Here is a 17,438-nt window from a genome sequence, read left to right on the forward strand (position 1 = left end):
CTCTCAACCAGCTATTTCGACGGTCACTGTGTTGCCGCAATGCAGGCCTTGGGGCAGTGCGATGCGGTGTGCCTTACCGTTCAGGGTGACGGTGATTTCCTTCAGGTTGGCATCCATGGCAGCGTCGGTCACCGAGATGGTCTGTTTGCCATCTTTTTGCTGTATCATGACGGCGCAGGGCACGGATGTCTGCAGGCTGATGCCTTTGGCTTTCAGACCTTTGTTGCCCGGATAGAATACGGCCTGGGTAACACTACGGTCGTTGGTGCGCACGGCTTGTACGAGGGTATCGTTTTGCAGCACCTCGAACGGCAGACGTTCGCCGGGGACTCCCTGACCGGTGTAGACGGCATAACCGTAAGTGTCGTTCACCGGTTGCTGTCCGTGGTCGGCCCAGATGCGGAGGATTTGTACCTGTTCGGGCAGATCGGCCGTTTTCTTGTTCGACGGGTTCAGTTTTTGCCAGTTGGTCGGGCGTGTTTCGCAGGCGACGAATGCTTTGGATGTATATTCCGGCAGGATGCAATACGAGAATTTTCCCTGTTGGGTCAGCCAGATGGCTTTCTTCTTGTTGCCTTCGAGCGTGGTCTCGCCTTTGCCCAGCACTTCTTTTTTGCCGTTTCGGGTGATGAACACTTCACCGGTCAGTGCGGTCTGGTCGAGGGTGGTACGTATGTGTCCTTCTTCGTCGGGATTCATGTTGGTGACACCGGCGCCCAGTGCTACGAAGTAGTCGCCCAGGATGAAATAACCTTTATAGGCCTTGAATCCGTACAGGAGGCTGTTCTCTACGTTTCTGTCGCCCTTGTCGTTTACGTTCTCCTTGTCTGCACCGTGCATCTTTTCGAAGATGTATCCGGCTACTCCGTTCTCGCCCGAGTCGGTGGCGCCGGCTGCAAAGTTATACTTGCTGCAGTAGCCTCGCCAGTTGGTCACGGGGACGAGCTTGTCCATGCCTTCGCGGGCTGTGACACCGGGCATTGCCGTTACGTCCCAGCCACCCATGACGCGGAAGTACTCGTCACCGTCGCGTTGGAAAAGGGTAGCTCCGTCGGTGGGATAGAAGTTGTAATTGTCGGCAAAAGCGGCACTTTCCAGTCCGTCGGTGCGTCGGGATGCCATATTGATGCAAATATGGTAGTCGGGGGTTTTCTTCATCAGGTCGTCGTTGTTGTAGAACCAGCGTACGCCCGTGTACATGCCGTTGTCGTAACCTTGCATGTTGATGCGGTTTTCTCCAGCTTCCTTCTGCAGTTGCTTCAGTTCGGCCTGCTCCTCCGGTGTGAAGGAACTGATCCAGTTGCTTACAACGTTGGCAAGCAATTTCTTATAGGGAATGGGTTTCTCCGTAGGATTGTAGACGTAAGAATAACGGTCTAGTCCCGGCAAGCGGAATCCTTTGTAATAGTACCAGTTTCCGCCACGGAAGAAGTTCATCAGTGCTTCGGCGTTGGTGCGGGTCAGCTGCTTGGCCCAGGGCGTACCGTTCAGCATGGTCAGCATGTTCAGGGCATTGAATGTGCCGTCGATGGGGTAACCCCATATCAGACACTGCATGCCGTGCCCCCATCCGGCACCGTCGGCTGTAAAGCCTTCGGTCCAGAACGATTCGTTGTACGTTGTCTGTGATGTCATGCTGATGCCTTTCTGGCAAATCTCGGCCAGCAGGTCGATCATGGGGACAGAACTGTACATCGCCGCTACGGGCAGCAGGGAGCGGTATCCCAATGCGTTTCCGCCAACCCACCATACGTGGTTACGGAAGCGCTCGATGCTTACCACGTTTTTATCCGTCTCGTCGTTACGGAGCGGTTGGGTCCAGGCTTCCAGGCCGACAGCTTTCAGCATGTCGCAGGCTTCGGTCAGCAGGGGTGTTGCCTCTCCCCGTTCTGCCTGGTCCATCTTATCCAGCAGAGCGAAGTAGAGGTTGACCGCAGCCGTAGGAATGGCAAAGCACGAAGCATGGAAACGTGGTTTGTTGTTGGGACGACGCACTTCGATTTCGCCATAGTGCAGGATGGCTTTCTGAATTTTCTCCGACAGGGCTTCGTCATCTGCAATCTTGCCCAGCCGGATGGCACTTGCTATCTGAAACAGACGCTCGTAGGCCGAAGCAATGAAGATGCCCACGACGTCTCCTGTCGTATTCTCGAATCCTTTCTGATAAGCATTGTTCTTTTCGAAGTCTCTTTCGGTCGGGTTCATGTCGGCAAAGGTACCGTCTTCGCCCAGCTGCTTCAGGAAGTTCTGCACTTGCTCCAGGTTCGAAGTGGGTTGCAGGCGGTAGGGATGGTTGTGGAAGTAATCCCTCATCTTTTTTACCGCTTCCAGCTTGTTGCTGTCTTGGTTGTATTCGGCCGCTTCCTGATAGTAGCGACGGTAGTTTTCGAAAGCGAAATCGCGTTCGGCTTGTTGGGCAAAAGCCGATGAAGCCGTGGCGAAAAGTATGCTTGTCAGGATAAATCTGATTTTCATGGATTATTGAAGTTTATTTTATCGGGTTAGAATTGTTCGTATCTGTTCAAATGCCTTTCTTAACTGTTTCCAGCAGCTTTGACAATCGCTCTACCTCTTGCGGATGTTCGTTGGCTACATTTGTCTTTTCCGAGGGGTCGGTACACAGATTGTACAGCTGCGGCTGAGGACTGTTACCCAGTTCCATTTTTGTCCAGCGTTCGGTAGCCGGTTTGTCGCTGGGTTCGATGTATTTCCAGTCGCCTTGAATGATAGACAAGGTGTTGTTTAAGTTTTGCTGTACGACGTATTCGCAACCGTTGTTGTCCTTGCCGAGGAATGTTCCCAGCTGGTCGCGGCTGTCGGGGGCTGCCCCTTCGGGGATGTCATGGTTCAGCAGAGTAGCAAACGAGGCGTATACATCGATCATCGAGAATGGAGCCTGCTGTTTGCCCGGCTTGATGACGGCTGGCCAGCGTACGATGAACGGAATGCGGGTACCGGCTTCGAAGGCGCTGTATTTACCTCCGCGGTAGTGCTTCATAGGGGTGTGGCCGTTCAGTAACTCGAATGCCTGATCCTGATAGCCGTCGTCGATGACGGGGCCGTTGTCGCTACAGAATACAAAGATGGTATTGTCGGCCAGATTCAGGCTGTCTAGTGTGTGCATGATTTCGCCCACGGTCCAGTCCAGTTGCAGAATAACGTCACCGCGGGGACCAAGACCGCTCTTTCCGGCAAAACGCGGATGGGCTACACGGGGCACATGTACGTCTTGCGTACCCATATAGAGGAAGAACGGTTCGTCTTTGTGGTTGATGATGAAGTCCTTTGCCTTTTCGGTGATATTGTCGGCAATGTTCTCGTCCACCCAAAGGGCCGATTTACCTCCCGTCATCCATCCGATGCGGGGTATTCCGTTGACGATGGTATTGTTGTGTCCCTGGCTGGGTTTCATCTTAACAAGTTCCGGATTTTCGAGTCCGGTAGGCCAGTCACCTACTTTGTGGTCATAGCTGACGGTAATCGGGTCGTTGGGGTCAAGATTGACTACACGTCCGTTTTCGACAAACACGCAAGGTACACGGTCGACTGTGGCAGGGATGATGAATTCGTAGTCGAACCCGATGTCCTGTGTATTGGGCTTTATCAGGGTATTGAAGTCGGTACCTCCTTTGGGACCCAGTCCTAAATGCCATTTTCCTACTACTCCGGTAGCATAACCTTCAGTCTTGAACATGTCGGCCATGGTGATTCGGGCTGTATCGATGATCAGTTCCGAGTTACCGGGTGCAATGCCTGTATTTTCCTGACGCCAGGGGTACATACCTGTCAGCAGTCCGAAACGTGAAGGAGTACTTGTAGAAGAGGTGGCATAGGCGTTGGTAAACTGCATGCCTTGTCCTGCCAGCCGGTCGATATTAGGTGTATTGACGCGGGTGGCTCCGTAACAACTCAGGTCTCCGATGCCCAAATCGTCAGTAATTAGGTAAATTACGTTGGGCTTTTGTGACGGTTGTCCGTCTGCTTGTTTTTTGGCAGCGTTGCCGCATCCGGTCAGCAGGGCAGCTCCGGGTAATAAGGTCAACAGGTAAGATAAATGTTTCATGGTCTTAGGACTTAAATTTGAATTATGGGTTCTTGGGCAAAGATAGCGACTAATTTCCGGCAAAGGTGTACAAGAGCGTACAGCAGAAGGTCACAAATAGTACATTTTCGGACAATAACTTTTGCTTCTCTTCTGTCTATAGACCAATCGGGGCGTGGGAAAGTAATGAGCTGACGAAACATTTGTGGCAAGCTGTTTCAAGGGATACTTTTGTTCTGCCTCTCCCTTTGTCTTTTCCTGAGCTTGACAGCTTGGTATCCCAATATTATAACATTTCCTCACGCGCGTGCAGGTGAAGCTTAACTTTCATTCACAATAGTGTTAAACCTCACCTACACGCGCGCGTAGAAAAAGTTGGTATTTTGAGGAGCCAAGCTGTCAAGTGTAATGTTTTTGTTGAGAAAAGACGGATTAAAAAATCTTCCCATGGCAATATGCAAATAATAATCGTTAAATTTGTGGACTCTTTTTTTAGGTATCCTAAAATTGGATGTTTACCATTATTCATAACTTAATTTTAGTTCTCTATGAAACGTTTTTTGTTCTTTTTCTTTTTGTTGGGCGTGAATCATATAATACTTCATGCCCAGAACGCTACTTTGAAGTTTAATAAAAACGGTGAGTTTAAAATTGTACAGTTTACCGATGTGCATTTCAAATATGGTAATCCAGCTTCAGACATAGCGTTAGAACGTATTGATGAAGTACTCAAAAATGAGCGTCCGGATTTGGTCGTATTGACAGGCGACGTGATTTATGCACAACCAGCCAATGATGGGATGCGGATGGTATTGGAACGCATGGCGAAACGGGACATACCGTTTGTCGTAACCTTTGGTAATCACGATGACGAACAGGGAATGACCCGTGCGCAGTTGTATGATACCATTCGTACAGTGCCGGGTTGTTTGCAGCCCGAACGAGGTGATTGCGATTCGCCCGATTATACCCTGACTGTACAAGCATCCGATGGTAAGCGTGATGCTGCTATACTTTATTTTTTTGATTCTCATTCTTATTCAAAACTGGAGGGAGTGAAAGGGTACGATTGGCTAACATTCGAACAGGTGGCTAATTTTCGTCGGCAGAGCGCTTTGTTTACAAAAAACAATGGAGGCCAACCGTTGCCTGCCCTGTCTTTCTTCCACATTCCGCTGCCTGAATACAACCAGGCAGCATCCAGCGAAGAAGCCATCCTGATAGGTACGCGTATGGAGAAAGCCTGTGCGCCTGCCTTGAATACGGGGATGTTCACCGCTATGAAGGAAGCGGGCGATGTGATGGGTGTCTTCGTAGGCCATGACCATGATAACGACTACGCCGTGATGTGGCATGGTATTCTGTTGGCTTACGGACGATATACGGGTGGAAATACTGTTTACAACCACTTGCCCAATGGCGCGCGCGTCATCGTGCTGAAGGAAGGCCAGCGTACGTTTGATACGTGGATTGATTTGGCTGGCGGTCAGCAGGTGAACCGTTCGACTTATCCCGACAGTTTCGTGAAGAAGTAATTGTAAAGAGCCTCTTTAGAAGTCTAAAGTCCCTCTTTGCAGTGCTAAAGAGGGACTTTATAGAGGACAAAGAGGGATCTTGTTGGTGGTAAAAGGATGATGAAAAATGATTGATGATTCAACTTTGACTTCGTCGATTTTCAATTCGTAAGCTCAAGTTACTGTTAACGAACAATCAGTAGACGAGTTGACAAGGCGTTTGCGGCAAGCCGTTTCAAGCGGAACTTTGTCAGGCAGGCCGTTTCGGCCTTGTAAGTTTGTTGACTGAAGCCTTGTCAACTGGTTTCTTCGTTATCTTTATCTTCGTTCCCCTTACTGTCACTGTTTTCCCCATTTTCTCCTTTCCGGTAGGCAAGTGGGCTGACGTGGTAAACGTCTTTGAAGCATTTCGAGAAATAGCGCGAAGAGCTGAACCCGATGCGGTCGGATATTTCCGTGATGTTCAGTTCCGGGTTGTTACGAAGCATTAGAGCACCTTTCTTCAGACGGATGGTGAGGACAAATTCGTTAGGCGTTTGTCCGGTAATGGCTTTCAGTTTGGCAAACAGATTGGTGCGTGCCATAGCCATTTCGCGTGCAAAGACGGTTACGTTGAATTCGGTATCGTCTATATGCTTTTCGATAATTTCCATTGCTCGGTCCAACAAATCTTTGTCGATCGGATTGGTGGCAAGCATTTGCACAGCAGCCTGTGGTTGCTTGCTGAATTTTTCCTGCAACAGAACCCGTGAATTGACCAGATTGTTGCACCGAGAGATAAGCAGACTGGTATTGAACGGTTTGGTGATGTAATCGTCGGCTCCGATACGCAGTCCTTCGATGTTCTGTTCGATAGTAGTACGTGCGGTCAGCAGCACTACCGGTATGTGGCACGTGTTGAAGTCGGCTTTAATCTGTTTGCACAGATCAGTACCCGACATACGTGGCATAACCACATCGCTGACAACAATGTTAGGCATTTCCTTGCGTACCAGTTCCAGGCCTTCTTCTCCATCGGCTGCCGTTATTACCTGATAGAAAGGCTTGAAGATATTGGCAAGCATTTCCCTGATGGACTCATTATCCTCTACGATCAATATTTTGGCATCAGAGAGTTGTTTCAGGGGAGCTGCTTCTTCCAGTTCTTCCTGGGGCAAGGCAATTGGAGTTTCGGGACGGATGATTTCTTCTTGAGGTTCTTCCTCTGTCTGTTTGCTCAGTTCTTCTTGGGCAAAGTGAGCGTTGCCTAAAGGTAAGGTCACGATGAAGCTGGTGCCTTTGCCCAATTCGCTTTCTACGCGGATAGAGCCGTGATGCAGTTCTACGATACCTTTGGTTAGTGCCAGGCCAATACCGGTACCTTCTTTGTTGGCATCTTTCGAATCGACCGGATCAATCTGATAGAAACGGTCGAAGATCTTGTCTATTTCTTTAGCGTCGATTCCGCTGCCGGTATCGCTGACACGGATGACAGCATTGCTGCCTTCCGTCCGAATGCCCAGTGTGATGGTATCTTCGGCTTTGGTATGCTTGATGGCATTGGACAGCAGATTGTTGACAACCTTTTGCATCTGTTTCTGGTCGTACCACACTTCAAGACTGTCGGTTTCTTTGTCGAAGTTGAAGTTGATTTGTTTGGTGCTGGCATATTCCAGGAACAACAGGTAGTTTTCGTACAGGAACTTGACGATATTGTGCGGGGCAGCCTTTATCTTCATGTGGCCTTGTTCCTGCTTGCGGAAGTCGAGCAATTCGGTAATCAGCTCGCGCAATTGCAGGCTGTTTTTGTAGATACTCAATATCTTATTGTAGATATTCGGAGTAAAGTGCTGCACTTGCAGCAATGTTTCTACCTGGGCTACAATCAGCGTAAGCGGAGTACGGAATTCGTGCGATATATTGGTAAAGAAGCGCAGTTTGTACTGGTTCAAGGCTTCTACGTCCTGAATGTGTTTCTGTTCGTATTTCAGTGATTCGCTCAGTTTGATTCGTGTTTTGTAAGCACGTATCAGATACCATAGCAAGGCTCCGATGATAACTGCATAAAGCAGGTAAGCCAAAGGGGTCTTGTAGAATGGTGGAAGTATGTGGATGGTGAGCTGTACTTCCGGGCAAATATTGTTATTCATGTGTTCGGGCCTGATCTGCAGATGATAAGTCCCGGCATTCAGATTGGTATAAGTGATGTTGTGCAACCCACGAGTACTGTTCCATTCTTTGGAGAAGCCTTCCAGGCGGTAGATAATGTTGTCCTTGTTGGCTGCTACATAGTTGGACGTAGCAAACTCGATACTGAACATATTCTGGTTGGCATGCAGCGTGATTTCTTGAGTATGGGATAGAGCTTGTTCCAAGATACCGGTTTCGTCGCCTACCTGTACTTCTTTTCCGTTGACAATCAGGCGTGAAAGGTTTATCTTATAAGGCTTCGGAGTAAAGTTAAGTTCCATTTCGTGGAAAGAAATCATTCCTTGTGTACCTCCCAGGAAGATTTCTCCGTCGCGTGTTACGCAGAGTGCATTTTCATTGACAGCTGTCAGAGGAAATCCGTTTTCTGTACTGTAATTACGGAATGTTTTGTTTCGTTGGTCGAAAATAGAGAAGCCGTGATTGATAAGTAACAGCAAGTTGCCACTTACCGGCGATTCTTTTACCTTATAGATACAGTCGTTGGCAAGTCCGTTTTGTGCTCGGTCAAAGTTTTCGAATTGGTCTTTGTCCGGATGGTACAGGTCGAGCCCGCTACCCGATGTCGCGAACCACAGGTTTCCTTTACTATCTTGTGTGATGTCGTTTACGTTGTTGTTGCTGATGCCATGCGGTGTATTGGGGGTGTGCCGATAATGGGTTAATGTTTGGGTATCAAATTTATATCGGAATACTCCTTCGCCGGTAGTGGCAATCCACAGATTGCCTGCTTTATCTATCATGATGTCTGCAACAATCTTGATGGATTTTCCTTCTTTGCTGTCTTTAAACAGTTGCTCACATTTTCCATTTTGCGGATTGAAGAGGCAGATTCCGTTTTCTGTGGCAATGATCAGTTGGTCTTTATAAGGCTCGATATCGCGGACCAGGTCTGATGGAAGTGTTTCGGGATTGCCTTGTTGCATCCTGTAGTGAGTAATGTGACCTGTTCTCAGGTCCAATTTGTTCAAACCTCCTACATGTACTCCAATCCACAAAGCTTTCCGTGCATCGTCGTAATATAAAGCTTTGATGTTGTTGTTGGAGAGTCCATAAGGAGCCTTTCCCGGTAAGAACCATTTGAATTCGTTTGTTTGTCGGTTGTAGAAGTTGAGGCCTCCTCCTTCTGTACCTATCCACAGGTTACCGTCTTTGTCTTCGATGGTACGGCCTACTATCGGGTGGCTTAACCCTTTCTTTTCTGTGGGAGAATAAGTATAACGGGTGTAGATTTCGTATTCTGGATTAAAGTAGTTGACACCTCCAAAATAAGTTCCCATCCACAAGGTACCCTGTTGGTCTTTTACAATACACCAGATGGAAGAGTGGGTCAAAGCGGCTTTCTGGTCTATTCTGGCTGTGTGGTTCTGGAAAAGCCGTGTACTCTTATTGTATCGGTTCAGTCCGTTGAAGGTCCCTATCCAGATATTACCCAGATTATCTTCACAACAGGTGCGCACAAAGTTTGAAGACAGACTGTGTGGATTTTGTGCGTTATGCGTCAGGTTTTCTATTTCTCCTTTGTCGTTTACATGAAACAGACCATGTTCCCAACTTCCTATCCACAAATGCTTTTCACTGTCTTGATAGATGCTGGTGATGTTGCCTTGTTGAATGGGGTGTGACAATTCTTTGGTCTTCAGATTTAATCGGAAGACGCCTGCATTGATTGTTCCCATCCAAAACGATTGTTGGTCTTTGTGCATGCAGAATATATCTGTATTGCTGGCCAGTTGATAATAAAGGTCGAAGTTACTGGTCTTTTCGTTGAAACGGTATATTTCATTCTTTTGGGCAATGAATAATCCGTCATTATAATAGATACTGTTGATTCTACCTTGAAGCAGTGTCTTGAATTTTTGGGTAATAAGATTGAATTCGGCCACTCCCTCTGTGCAGAGCAGGTAGATTTTTCCGTTCTGATTACCTACTATATAGGAAATGTTATTGCAGAAAAGACTGTTCGGATTGTTTTTCTCCAGTTTATACGTTTGTATGTCTTCACCGTTGTATCGGTTTAATCCTTCACGTGTACCGATCCATAGGATACCGTTTTCATCGATATAAAGACTGTTGACAGAAAACTGTGAGAGTCCGTCGTCTGTAGTCAAATGCTTGAAGGATACGTTTTGCCCTTGTAAGCCGACTATAGGTATATAGAGAAATATAAGCAGCAGTTGGAAAAATAATTTTCGCACGTTCGGTCTGTTTTTAAGGTTCACTGGGCAAATATATGATTTTCTATGTAAGAATCTTCAAATATTTATGGCTTTTTCGTTATTGTATCAGTCAAAATGTATATTTTTGGATGTTCATCGGACAATAAAGGTCCTCCGGTATCAGAGAAAAGCTCTATTTTTGTATCGTTTGTACCGGAAGGTGGAACTCGTTTTGTTTAATCTGTTTATAATGTATAATTCATAATATATATTTACCATGAACAACCTTTTTTCTATTATTTCTCACTTCAACACGAAGGGTACGATTCAAGAGATCAAACCGCTGGGTACAGGATTGATTAACGACACGTATAAGGTGACTACTCTTGAGCAAGATGCCCCCGACTATGTATTGCAACGCATTAATCACGTCATCTTTCAAAATGTAGAGATGCTTCAGTCGAATATCCAGTCCGTAACCCGCCATATCCGAAAGAAGTTGGAAGAAAAGGGGGAAAAGGATATTGATCGGAAGGTACTTCACTTTTTGTCGGCCGATAATGGTAAGACATATTGGTTTGACGGTGAAAACTATTGGCGGGTAATGACTTTTATTCCCCGTGCAACTACTTACGAGACTGTGAATCCGGAATATTCTTATTATGCAGGTGTTGCTTTCGGCAATTTCCAGGCAATGTTGGCCGATATTCCTGATACGTTAGGTGAGACTATTCCCGATTTTCATAACATGGAGTTCCGTTTGAAACAGTTGCACGATGCTGTGGCTGCCGATGCTGTTGGTCGGGTGAAGGAAGTTCAATATTATTTGGATGAGATAGAAAGCCGTGCCGACGAGATGTGCAAGGCTGAACGTTTGCATAGAGAAGGTCGTTTGCCTAAACGTGTTTGCCACTGTGATACGAAGGTCAATAATATGATGTTCGATGAGAACGGTAATGTACTTTGTGTGATCGACCTCGACACCGTGATGCCCAGCTTCATCTTCTCCGATTATGGTGATTTCCTGCGTTCGGCAGCCAATACAGGTCTGGAAGACGATAAGAATCTGGACAACGTAAACTTTAATATGGAAATATTCAAGGCCTTTACCAAAGGTTATCTGGAATCGGCCAAATCGTTTTTGTTGCCTATTGAAATCGAGAACCTGCCTTATGCAGCAGCTTTGTTCCCTTACATGCAATGCGTTCGCTTTTTGGCTGACTATATTAATGGTGATACATATTACAAGATTCAATATCCCGAACACAATCTGGTGCGTACCAAAGCTCAGTTCAAATTGCTCCAGAGTGTAGAAGAGCATACTCCCGAAATGAAAGCTTTCATCCAGTCGCAGTTGTAATCCTGTAGGGAAGAACTTCATTAGTGTACTTATCTTTAAACAAAAGCATTATTGTTATGAAAGAATTGAATGTAAAGAAAGTAAGTGCGGCTGGTTTATCGGTAGAAGCAGTACCGGCTTTACTCGATAAAGAGAAGGTAGCTTTTCAGCCCATTGACACGGTCAATTGGACAGCTTATCCTTATTGTCCAGCAGTGCAGTTCCGTATGGCATATACGGACGATTCATTGTTGTTGCATTACAAAGTGAGCGAAGCTAGTGTACGGGCTGTAGCTGGACATGACAATGGTCCTGTATGGGAAGATGCTTGTGTAGAGTTTTTCTCGATACCTGCCGGCGATGGGGTATATTATAATGTAGAGTGTAACTGTGCAGGAACTTTGCTGGTTGCCGCCGGAGGTGGACGTGAAGGTCGTGTACATGCTCCGCAGGAGGTGCTTGACCGTGTACAACGTTGGTCATCATTGGGACGTGCTTCTTTCGAAGAACGGGTAGGAGAGTGTGCCTGGGAAGTGGCCCTGGTTATTCCGTTTACTACTTTCTTTGCGCACGACATTCGTTCGTTGGAAGGAAAGAACATACGAGCCAATTTCTATAAATGTGGCGACTGTTTACAGACACCTCACTTCTTGTCGTGGAACCCAATAGAACTGCCTTCTCCTAATTTTCATTGTCCGCAGTTCTTCGGTTCGTTGAAGTTTGAATAAGTTCTTAAGTTTCGCTGGTGCTCAACTTGCTAGTTGACAAGGCTTCAGTCAACAAGTCTACAAGGCTGAGAAAGCCTGCTTGATAAAGTGTTGCTTGAAGCGGCTGATACAAACGCCTTGTCAACTCGTCAACTTGTCACTTGTCAACTATAACTTGAGCTTGCGAAAGTATTTCCTATGAATTAGGTGCTCTGAACAGAAGATATCAGTTTACTCTGAAACGCAGATTATTGCCGTTTTTGTGTAGAAGCATAAATAGCTGATGCACATTGGCAGTAATCTGCGTTTTTTCTTTCTTCTTTTTACCGTTTTTTATCAGCAGGGTATTTGGAAGTTCAGCGTTGTATGCCTATCTTTGGCTCTTACCTTACTAACAACGAAAAACAACCAACTTATGAATCAAGAATTGTCAATGAACGCTAATCTGGTGGTAGCGTCACTTCAGAAACCAGCTTCTGAATTCACCAAAGCAGACATTATCGGCTTTATCCGCCAAAACGGTATCAGAATGGTCAATTTCATGTACCCGGCGGGTGACGGACGGCTGAAAACCCTGAATTTTGTCATTACCAACGAAGCCTATCTGGAGGCTATTTTGACCTGTGGTGAGAGAGTCGACGGATCTAGCCTGTTCTCTTTTATTGAGGCAGGTAGTAGTGATTTGTATGTCATTCCGCGTTTCTGTACGGCTTTTGTCGATCCGTTTGCCGAAATTCCCACCCTTTCCATGCTTTGTTCATTCTTTAATAAGGATGGCGAACCGTTGGAGAGTGCACCCGAATATACGCTTCGTAAGGCTTGCCGTGCCTTTACCGATGTTACAGGAATGGAATTTCAAGCGATGGGCGAGCTGGAGTATTATGTGGTGGCTCCTGATACGGGTATGTACGAGGCTACCGACCAGCGTGGCTATCACGAGTCAGGTCCGTATGCTAAGTTCAATGAATTCCGTACACAGTGCATGGCTTATATAGCTCAAACCGGCGGACAGATTAAATACGGTCATTCGGAGGTAGGTAATTTTACGCTCGACGGTTGTGTCTATGAGCAGAACGAAATTGAATTTCTACCCGTTCCTGCCGAGCAGGCTGCCGACCAGTTGATGATTGCCAAGTGGGTTATCCGTAATCTGGGTTATAAGTTGGGTTACAATGTGACTTTTGCTCCGAAAATCACTGTTGGCAAAGCCGGTTCGGGTCTACATATTCACATGCGCATGATGAAAGATGGCCAGAACCAGATGCTGCACGACGGTGTGTTGTCTGCCGCTGCCCGCAAAGCCATTGCAGGTATGATGGAGCTGGCTCCCTCTATTACGGCTTTCGGCAATACCAATCCTACTTCCTATTTCCGCTTAGTGCCCCATCAGGAAGCGCCGACCAATGTTTGTTGGGGCGACCGGAACCGTTCGGTATTGGTGCGTGTTCCGTTGGGGTGGACTGCCAAGACCGACATGTGTGCATTGGCCAATCCGCTGGAAGGACAAAATCATTTCGATACCACACAGAAGCAAACTGTAGAGATGCGCTCGCCCGACGGTTCGGCCGACCTCTATCAGTTGCTTGCCGGACTGGCTGTTGCCTGCCGCCATGGTTTCGAGATGTCTGATGCGCTTGAAGTAGCCGAAAAAACTTATGTGAATGTGAATATTCATCAGAAGGAGAATGCCGACAGGTTGGAGGCATTGGCTCAGCTACCCGACAGTTGTGCTGCTTCGGCCGACTGTTTGCAACGCCAGCGTGCAGTGTTCGAGCAATACAATGTATTCAGTCCTGCCATGATCGACGGCATCATTACCCGCCTGCGTAGTTATGACGACCGTACTTTACGTGCCGATCTGGAAGGAAAACAGGATGCTATGCTGGCTCTGGTGAAGAAATATTTCCATTGCGGATAAGGCATATATACTGCCGATTTCTCATATTTATGTCCTCTTTCAGTCTTCGAGTCCGACCCTGAAAGAGGACATTACATAAGCAAGCAGAGCTGGTTCCTCTGCGTTTGTACACATCATGCACAGAAAGACACCTTTTTTCTGCTTGAGATCAGGATACAGTCCAATGGCCAGGTAGCTGTTGGCAGAACGTTGTATGAGGGCGCATTGCAACCCCTGTTCCGTACCGGTTGTAATCATAAACCTTTCACTTTTATCTAAGTTAATATTAAGTCCTTCAGCTTCTTCCCGGAAACGTTGTTCGGGATCGAATCCTTCATCAAAACCGAAAAAGCAGACAGTACAGATAAAGTCTTTGTTGGGAGTTACCCAGCCTGAACACCCTTGTTCTTCGTCACTTTCGGTTTCTATTTTTTGGCAGCTTTCAGGAAACATTATCGAAAACATTCCGAAGTTGTATCTAACCAGTTCGTCAGTTTGGGCGAATGCACCAAGACTCAGGATGGCAAGAAGCAGAGATAAGAAGCTTCTGTTCCATGTGGTGGAGTGGAAAAAGGAGGACGGTTTCATAAGTATCGAGTATTAAGGATTATATATGATATTTAGGAAATAGAATCATTTCCCTTTATCAACAAAAGTAATGTGTTTTTTCGAGAAATCAAACTCTGCTTATATACGAATTTCACCACACTTGTGAGCCTGTTGAGCCATGCAAGTGTGGTGGAAATGTAATGCAAGTGTCGCTCGCGAGCCGTACAAGTGTGGCTCACGAGCCGTGCAAGTGTCCTATAAACGGGTCATAAATATCATCTGTAAAGTCCCTATTTAACCTTTGGCAGATGAATTATTATTCTACTTCCCATTCGAAGATTCCAGCCGAATATTTATCGGGCAGCACAATCTCCAGCTTGACGGCTGTAGTTTCAACAGGGTCGAACATTATCTTATTGCCTACACCTTTGTCTGTACCGTAACGGCTGACACCTTTCACGCTTTCCCATTCTCCCTGATCGTTGCGGTAGTACAGTTTCCAGCTCTTGGGAGTACGGCAACCACCCCATGGTTCGTCATCGAACCAATAGACGGTAGAAGTCTTGATTTCTGCCTTCTCAGGAAATTCGTAAGTGATCCATTCCGTACTTGCTTGTTTAGGCCACCAGTGGTAGTAGGGGATGGAGTGGTCAAATTCGTCTTTCGGTACAAGTCTGTCGTGAATGGATGACAGGGCACTGCTTTTATACGAAGCATCCACTTTACTCTTCGAAGCAAGCGTTGCCGGCTGGCTGGGACGTGTGGCGTTCAGTTCTTGTGGCAACCATACGGCCATGGAGCCCGGTCCGCGATGAGCCCATGCGTAGTAGGGGATCAAGGTGAGGCGTGTTCTTTCCACGTTCAGATAGCCTTCTTCGTTATATTTCAGAATTTGGGCATCGGTTTTCAACTGGTTGATACCGTAAAGCAGGTTAGGCGTCTCAACTACAGTAAATTCGGGATGACGGGGCAGCAGTACACTGAAGATGTCGAACTCGTTGTCAGGCCATTCGGCACAATATACCAGCGGTCCGCGTTCGATGGCAATGCGTCCGCGGTCGGCTTCCACTTTCGGGTTGGCTTGTACGGTACGAGGCTCCATGTCGAAGTGGATGTCCACTTTGTCGCCTTTCTTCCATTTGCGGTCGATGACGAAGTAGCCATTCTGCAGTTCCGATTTCACTTCCTCGCCGTTGACACGGATGGCGTATTGCAGTTGTTTACCGTCAGTGAACATATAAAGGTCGCTTGGAGTAACTTCGTTGCGTACCCAGCCCGGTATACGGATTTTCAGGGCGAACTGTCCGGCCGAATTACGGTCTACGTGTACGGTGATGTCACCATTCCAAGGATATTGGGTCGACTGGCGAAGTGTTACTTTCTTGCCGTCTACCTTCAGTGTGGCATTGTTGTCAACAAACAGGTTTACATAGACGCTTTTGTCTTTCACTGCATAGATGTAACCGGGCAGTGAGGGGATGAAGCGGCAAATGTTGGACGGACAGCAGGCACAGCCGAACCACGGTTGACGCTGGTGCTGGCCCATGGACTCCAACGGATTAGGATAGAAGAAGCCACCTCCGTCCAGTGATACGCCCGAGATGAGACCGTTGTACAGACTGCGTTCCAGTACGTCGTAGTATTTCGATTCACCGTGCAGCAGGAACAGGCGATAGTTCATGTATACATTGCCGATGGCGGCACACGTTTCGCAGTAGGCTGACATGTTGGGCAGTTCGTAGTTCTTGCCGAAAGCTTCGCCCTGGCTGGTGGCGCCGATGCCTCCGGTGATGTAGAGTTTCTTGCTGACGATGTTGTCCCAGATGCGGTCGATAGCATGGATGTAGGCACTGTCGCCGGTCAGGGCAGCTACGTCGGCCATGCCCGAGTACATGTAGGCAGCACGTACGGCGTGGCCTACAGCTTCGTCTTGTTCGGTAACGGGTTTGTGAGTTTGGTTATATTCGTTGCGATATGGAGTGCGTCCACGTTCATCAAGGAAGAATTTAGCCTGATCAAGATACTTCTTATTACCGGTTACCAGGTACAGTTTGGCCAATGCCATCTCGGCTATCTGATGTCCGGGCACTTTCACCTGTTGGCCGGGATTGGGGCCGATTTCGCGGCAAACGCAGTCGGCATAGCGGATAGCGATATCCAGGAAGTTGCGTTGTCCGGTGGCCTGGTAGTGAGCGATGGCACCTTCGACCATGTGTCCCAGGTTGTAGAACTCGTGGCTCAGTTCCTCCACCTTTTCCCAGCGTTTGCTGCCTGCCCACTCGTGAGGATGCTTGGGGTTCATGGTGCGGGCGGTGTACAGGTAGCCGTCGGATTCCTGTGCAGCAGCCACTATCACCAATACGCTGTCGATGTACTTTTTCAGTTTCTTGTCCGGATAGGTCTGCAGCAAATAACTGGCTCCTTCGATGGTTTTGTATACGTCAGTATCGTCAAAAGAGAAGCCAGTCACTTTATTGTTCTCGCTGGGATGGGCAGCCATTTCAAAGTTCTTGTAGCGGCCGTTTTCTTCGCATTTGCTGAAAGCCAGTGGGATGGTTACTTCACGGCTTGCTTTCAGGCGTTGTCCCCAAAAGGAATCCGTCACTTTGACTGAAGTGAAGGGGATGGGATCAATCGGGTAGCCGTGGGTTTCCGTCTTGTTCCCTTGTGCTTTTGCACTGGGAAGCAAGGTCGCCAACAGCAGTGCTGAAATAAGGATTTTCTTCATGGAATATGTGTTTTTAGTATTGAGTAAATATAATTTGAGATTGCTGAAATGATTTTTTCTTATACTCATTTCTATTATCGTCACAAAAGTAGTTATTAGTGTGTTAATCTTTGTTCTTGCTAGGGTAATTTTATAGATAGGGTGTGTTTTTTTCTTAGTTAGGAAAAAAATATTCTCCAGTTAGAGAAAAATTTTTCTTTAACTGTGGAAAAAACATGCTTTTTTGTACTTTTGACTATCCGTCGAAAGTACGCACATGAGCCGCATCCGGCGGTGGCTGTTGAAAATATGAATGAAAAGGTCTATATTTGCCACA

The 17,438-nt window shown here is 47.1% G+C and carries 9 protein-coding genes; 4 read left to right on the forward strand and 5 right to left on the reverse strand.

The window, feature by feature from the left end:
• Window positions 1–3: 3 nt before the first annotated feature.
• The gene (locus tag BQ5591_RS02550) at window positions 4–2,475 is read right to left on the reverse strand and encodes a polysaccharide lyase family 8 super-sandwich domain-containing protein (protein WP_071148314.1); all 2,472 of its coding nucleotides are present in this window, start codon (window positions 2,473–2,475) and stop codon (window positions 4–6) included.
• 46 nt (window positions 2,476–2,521) lie between these two features.
• Window positions 2,522–4,063: a sulfatase family protein gene (locus BQ5591_RS02555; RefSeq protein WP_071148315.1), complete on the reverse strand. Its 1,542-nt coding sequence runs from the start codon at window positions 4,061–4,063 to the stop codon at window positions 2,522–2,524.
• Between the two features lie 527 nt (window positions 4,064–4,590).
• Between BQ5591_RS02555 and BQ5591_RS02560 the strand changes: the two genes are divergently transcribed.
• Window positions 4,591–5,577: a metallophosphoesterase family protein gene (locus BQ5591_RS02560; protein WP_022164185.1), complete on the forward strand. Its 987-nt coding sequence runs from the start codon at window positions 4,591–4,593 to the stop codon at window positions 5,575–5,577.
• Between the two features lie 275 nt (window positions 5,578–5,852).
• Here the strand turns inward: BQ5591_RS02560 and BQ5591_RS02565 are convergent, their stop codons facing one another.
• Window positions 5,853–9,941: a hybrid sensor histidine kinase/response regulator transcription factor gene (locus tag BQ5591_RS02565; RefSeq protein WP_071148316.1), complete on the reverse strand. Its 4,089-nt coding sequence runs from the start codon at window positions 9,939–9,941 to the stop codon at window positions 5,853–5,855.
• A 238-nt stretch (window positions 9,942–10,179) separates the two neighbouring features.
• Here BQ5591_RS02565 and BQ5591_RS02570 point away from each other — a divergent pair, with 238 nt between their 5' ends.
• From BQ5591_RS02570 to BQ5591_RS02580, 3 genes are all read left to right on the forward strand, one after another.
• Window positions 10,180–11,262 carry a phosphotransferase enzyme family protein gene (locus BQ5591_RS02570; protein WP_071148317.1) on the forward strand — a complete coding sequence of 361 codons (1,083 nt, stop codon included), beginning with the start codon at window positions 10,180–10,182 and terminating at the stop codon, window positions 11,260–11,262.
• A 56-nt stretch (window positions 11,263–11,318) separates the two neighbouring features.
• A complete protein-coding gene (locus tag BQ5591_RS02575) occupies window positions 11,319–11,969 on the forward strand; it encodes a carbohydrate-binding family 9-like protein (RefSeq protein WP_083380856.1) in 651 nt (216 codons plus the stop codon).
• 394 nt (window positions 11,970–12,363) lie between these two features.
• Window positions 12,364–13,866, forward strand: a complete 1,503-nt coding sequence (locus BQ5591_RS02580) for a glutamine synthetase family protein (RefSeq protein ID WP_071148319.1) — start codon at window positions 12,364–12,366, stop codon at window positions 13,864–13,866.
• Window positions 13,867–13,905: 39 nt separating this feature from the next.
• On the opposite strand, the gene BQ5591_RS02585 is transcribed toward BQ5591_RS02580, so the two are convergent.
• Together BQ5591_RS02585 and BQ5591_RS02590 are read right to left on the reverse strand one after the other, a co-directional pair.
• Window positions 13,906–14,433, reverse strand: coding sequence for a hypothetical protein (locus BQ5591_RS02585; protein WP_159434419.1), 528 nt, complete (start codon window positions 14,431–14,433; stop codon window positions 13,906–13,908).
• Between the two features lie 277 nt (window positions 14,434–14,710).
• Window positions 14,711–17,122 (reverse strand): glycoside hydrolase family 127 protein, encoded by a 2,412-nt coding sequence (locus BQ5591_RS02590; RefSeq protein WP_071148321.1) that lies wholly within the window; start codon window positions 17,120–17,122, stop codon window positions 14,711–14,713.
• Window positions 17,123–17,438 lie beyond the last annotated feature (316 nt).

It is taken from the genome of Bacteroides ndongoniae (genome assembly GCF_900108345.1).
Lineage (GTDB): Bacteria > Bacteroidota > Bacteroidia > Bacteroidales > Bacteroidaceae > Bacteroides > Bacteroides ndongoniae.